Genomic DNA, 4,698 nt, shown 5'->3' on the forward strand with positions numbered 1-4,698 from the left:
GCCCCGGCCACCGGGGCCGGTGGCGCGCCACACCGGAGGGAACACCATGGCACAGCCTGCAACGGAGCCGGCGAAAGGCTCCTGTTCCACCCCGCCGGTGCACACCGAGGACGCCGTCACGTCCGTGCACCCGGTGGACGAGAAGCTCCACCCCTCGCGGCTCGTCCCCGCCGCTCTCCAGCACATCGCCGCGATGTACGCGGGCGTTGTCACTCCTCCGCTCATCATCGGCCAGGCCTGCGGACTCGACATCGCGGCCCGCACCCGGCTGATCGCCGCCTCGCTGCTCATCGCCGGCGTGGCGACCATCCTGCAGACCATCGGCGTCAAGGGTGTCGTCGGCAACCGCCTGCCGTTCGTGAACGCCGCCTCCTCGGCCGGCATCGCGCCCATCCTCGCCATCGCCGAGACCAACTCCAAGGGCCACCAACTCCCCGCCATCTACGGCGCGGTGATGGTCGCGGGCGTGTTCTGCCTGGCCGTCGGACCGTTCTTCGGCCGGCTGCTCCGGTTCTTCCCGCCGCTGGTCACCGGCGTGGTGATCACGCTCATCGGCGTCACGCTGATGCCCGTGCCCGTCGGCTGGGCCCAGGGCGGCGACAAGAGTGCCGCCGACTTCGGCGCCATGAAGAACCTCGCGCTCGCCGCGTTCACCCTCGTCGTCATCCTGCTGATCCAGCGCTTCGGCAAAGGCTTCGTCAAGCAGGTCGCCCTGCTCTTCGGGCTGCTGGTCGGCACCCTGGCCGCCGTCCCGTTCGGCATGGCCGACTTCAGCGGCATCAAGTCGGCCCCTCTCGCCGCCCTGCCCACCCCGTTCGCCTTCGGCGCCCCCGTCTTCCAGCCGGCGGCCATCCTGTCGCTGTGCATCGTGATGCTGGTCCTGATGACCGAGTCCAGCGCCGGCATGCTCGCCCTCGGCGAGATCTGCGACCGCCGCGCCGACGCCCGCACCATCACCCGCGGCCTGCGCACCGACGGCATCGCCACCCTGGTCGGCCCCGTCTTCGGCGGCTTCCCCACCTCCGCCTTCGCGCAGAACGTCGGCGTCGTCTCGCTGACCCGGGTCCGCAGCCGCTACGTCGTCGCCGTCGCCGGCGGCGCCCTGCTCGTCCTCGGTGCCTTCCCGGTGCTCGGCGCGGTCGTCTCCCTGGTCCCCATGCCGGTCCTCGGCGGCGCGGGCATCGTCCTGTTCGGCTCGATCGCGGTCAGCGGCATCCGTACGCTCTCCGAGGCCGGACTCGACGACAGCTCCAACATCATCCTGGTGGCCGTCGCGCTCGGCGCCGGCATCATCCCGCTCGCCGCGCCCACCTTCTACGCCGAATTCCCCGCCTGGGCGCAGACCGTCCTCGGTTCCGGGATCAGCGCCGGTGCGATCGTCGCGGTCCTGCTCAACCTGTTCTTCCACCATCTCGGCACCCGGGGCCGCACGGCTCCGGCACTCAAATCGTCCTAGGGTCCTGCCGTGCCCTTCCCGTGGGCCACCCCGCCCACGGGCCGCCACTGAAAGACAAGGAAGCGCCATGGCACCATCGGCAGCCCAGCGCATCGTCATCGAGAACTGCGCGATCGCGACCGTCGACAGGGACGACACCGAGTACGCGTCGGGACACCTCGTCATCGCCGGCAACAGGATCGAGTCGGTCGGCGCCGGCCAGGCCCCCACCGGCCTGGAGAACGTCGTACGCCGCATCGACGCGCGCGGCCACCTGGTCACGCCCGGCCTGGTCAACACCCACCACCACTTCTACCAGTGGATCACCCGGGGCCTGGCCACCGACCACAACCTGTTCAACTGGCTCGTCGCGCTCTACCCCACCTGGGCGCGCATCGACGAGGAGATGGCGTACGCCGCGGCCCAGGGGTCCCTCGCCATGATGGCCCGCGGCGGCGTCACCACCGCCATGGACCACCACTACGTCTACCCGCAGGGCTCCGGTGACCTGTCCGGCGCGATCATCCGGGCCGCCTCCGAGATGGGCGTCCGCTTCACGCTGGCCCGCGGCTCGATGGACCGCAGCGAGAAGGACGGCGGCCTGCCGCCCGACTTCGCCGTCGAGACCCTGGAAGGCGCCCTCGCCGCCACCGAGGAGACCGTCAAGAAGCACCACGACGCCTCCTTCGACGCGATGACCCAGGTGGCCGTGGCCCCCTGCTCGCCCTTCTCCGTCTCCACCGAACTGATGCGCCAGGGCGCCGAACTGGCCCGCCGGCTCGGCGTGCGCCTGCACACCCACGGCTCGGAGACCGTGGAGGAGGAGAAGTTCTGCCACGAGCTGTTCGGCATGGGCCCCACCGACTACTTCGAGTCGACGGGCTGGCTGGGCGAGGACGTGTGGATGGCGCACTGCGTCCACATGACCGACTCCGACATCGCCGCCTTCGGCCGCACGAAGACCGGCGTCGCGCACTGCCCGTCCTCCAACGCCCGCCTCGCCGCCGGCATCGCCCGCGTCCCCGACATGCTCAAGGCCGGCGTCCCGGTCGGCCTCGGCGTCGACGGCACCGCCTCCAACGAGTCCGGCGAACTCCACACCGAACTGCGCAACGCCCTCCTGATCAACCGCCTCGGCGCGCACCGCGAGGCGGCCCTCAACGCCCGCCAGGCGTTGCGCCTGGGTACCTACGGCGGCGCCCAGGTGCTGGGCCGGGCCGAGCAGACCGGTTCGCTGGAGGCCGGCAAGCTCGCCGACCTCGTGCTGTGGAAGCTGGACACGCTGGCCCACGCCTCCATCGCCGACCCTGTGACCGCGCTGGTGTTCGGCGCCGCGGCACCGGTCACGGCGTCGTTCGTGAACGGCCGGCAGATCGTCGAGGACGGCCGCCTGCTGCACGCCGACGAGGACGCCATCGCCCACGCCACCCGTGCGGAGGCACAGCGCCTGGCCCGGATCGCCGCCCAGCGCTGACCCGATCACCTGCCCAGCGCCGACCCCATCACCGCACAGGGCGCTGGACCAGGAAGAACTCCGGCCGGGAGGGACGGCTCCCGGCCGGTAGCCGTGGACCCGAGCGGGGTCCGCGGCGGCCGGCTCCGGGGCGTGCGTGGACGCGCACGCCCCGGAACGGTCTCCGTTCGCCCCAGGCCCCGACGAGGGGCCGCCCCAGGGCTCGACGACCAGGCCCTCCCCAGGGCCCCCAGCGGCCCGCCCACGGTCCCGCACGACCACAGCACCACGCACCACCTCCTTGACACCCACGTCAGAGCCGACGTGAAAACCGACCGGAGGAGCCGCCGTGACCGCACAGACCGTCGAGGACGAGACACTCGTCCACCCAGTCGACGAGAAACTCCCCGCCCTGAAGATGGCGACCACCGGCCTGCAGCACGTGGCCGCCATGTACGCCGGTGTCGTCGCCCCACCCCTGATCGTCGGCGGGGCCATCGGCCTCTCCGCCACCGACCTCACCTTCCTCACCGGCGCCTGCCTGTTCACCGCGGGCCTCGCCACCTTCCTGCAGACCCTCGGCATCTGGAAGATCGGCGCCCGGCTGCCCTTCGTCAACGGCGTCACCTTCGGCGGTGTCGCCCCGATGACCGCGATCGTCGCCTCCACCAAGGACAAGTCCGACGCGCTGCCGATCATCTTCGGCGCGGTCATCGTCGCCGGACTCCTCGGCTTCCTGTTCGCACCCCTGTTCTGCAAGGGCATCCGCTTCTTCCCGCCGGTCGTCACCGGCAGCGTGATCACCCTCATCGGCGTCTCCCTGCTGCCCGTCGCCTTCGGCTGGGCCCAGGGCCCGAATCCGGCCGCCCACGACTACGGTTCGACGACCAACCTGGCCCTGGCCGGCATCACCCTCCTCATCGTCCTGCTGCTGCGCCGCTTCACCCGCGGCTTCGTCAAACAGATCGCCGTCCTGATCGGCCTGATAGCGGGCACGGTCATAGCCGTACCGTTCGGCGCGACGGACTTCAGCCCGGTCGCCGACGCCCAGATCGTCGGCTTCCCCACCCCCTTCCACTTCGGCGCCCCGCAGTTCCAGGTCGCCGCGATCCTGTCGATGTGCGTGGTGATGGTGGTCTGCATGACCGAGTCCACCGCCGACATGCTCGCCCTCGGTGAGATCGTCGAACGCCCGGCCGACGAGAAGACCATCGCCGCGGGCCTGCGCGCCGACACCCTCGGCTCCGCCCTCAGCCCCCTGTTCAACGGCTTCATGTGCAGCGCCTTCGCGCAGAACATCGGCCTGGTCGCCATGACCCGCATCCGCAGCCGCTACGTGGTCGCCGTCGGCGGCGGCTTCCTGGTCCTGATGGGCCTGTGCCCGATGGCCGCCTCCCTCATCGCCGTCGTGCCGCGCCCGGTGCTCGGCGGCGCGGGCGTGGTGCTGTTCGGCTCGGTCGCCGCGAGCGGCATCCAGACCCTGGTGCGGGCCGGTCTCGACAAGGACAACAACGTCCTGATCGTCGCCGTGTCGCTGGCCGCCGGCATCATCCCGATCACGGCGCCGGAGTTCTACCACGCCTTCCCGGAGACCGCCCGCATCGTCCTCGACTCGGGCATCTCCACCGGCTGCGTCGTGGCCGTCCTGCTCAACGTCCTCTTCAACCACATCGGCAAGGGCCGCGACGCGGAGGACGTCACGCACCCGATGGAGGCGGGCACGGACCTCGCGGAGGCGGCCCAGCCGGCCGGCGCGCACTGACGGCACCGTCTCGCCTCGCAGGGGCAGGACACGGCAGGTGCCGTGTCC

Annotated in this window: 3 protein-coding genes; all 3 read left to right on the forward strand. The window is 71.4% G+C overall.

Translation table 11 applies throughout. The features are described from left to right. Positions 1–46 precede the first annotated feature (46 nt). The 3 genes from ACFC02_RS41705 (at position 47) to ACFC02_RS41715 (ending at position 4,650) form a co-directional block, all read left to right on the forward strand. Complete coding sequence (locus tag ACFC02_RS41705) at positions 47–1,456, forward strand: nucleobase:cation symporter-2 family protein (protein WP_376368105.1); 1,410 nt, start codon at positions 47–49, stop codon at positions 1,454–1,456. A 67-nt stretch (positions 1,457–1,523) separates the two neighbouring features. Continuing rightward, entirely contained in the window at positions 1,524–2,909 is a 1,386-nt protein-coding gene (locus tag ACFC02_RS41710; protein WP_376368107.1) for an 8-oxoguanine deaminase, read from the forward strand. 328 nt (positions 2,910–3,237) lie between these two features. Next, positions 3,238–4,650 carry a nucleobase:cation symporter-2 family protein gene (locus tag ACFC02_RS41715; RefSeq protein ID WP_376368109.1) on the forward strand — a complete coding sequence of 471 codons (1,413 nt, stop codon included), beginning with the start codon at positions 3,238–3,240 and terminating at the stop codon, positions 4,648–4,650. The last annotated feature ends 48 nt before the right edge of the window (positions 4,651–4,698 follow it).

This window comes from Streptomyces sp. NPDC056160 (assembly GCF_042268205.1).
Lineage (GTDB): Bacteria > Actinomycetota > Actinomycetes > Streptomycetales > Streptomycetaceae > Streptomyces.

Excerpts from the sequence above, each read along its gene's own strand:
- ACFC02_RS41705 (WP_376368105.1), top strand. The coding sequence starts at position 47 with ATGGCACAGCCTGCAACGGAGCCGGCGAAAGGCTCCTGTTCCACCCCG.
- ACFC02_RS41710 (WP_376368107.1), top strand. The coding sequence starts at position 1,524 with ATGGCACCATCGGCAGCCCAGCGCATCGTCATCGAGAACTGCGCGATC.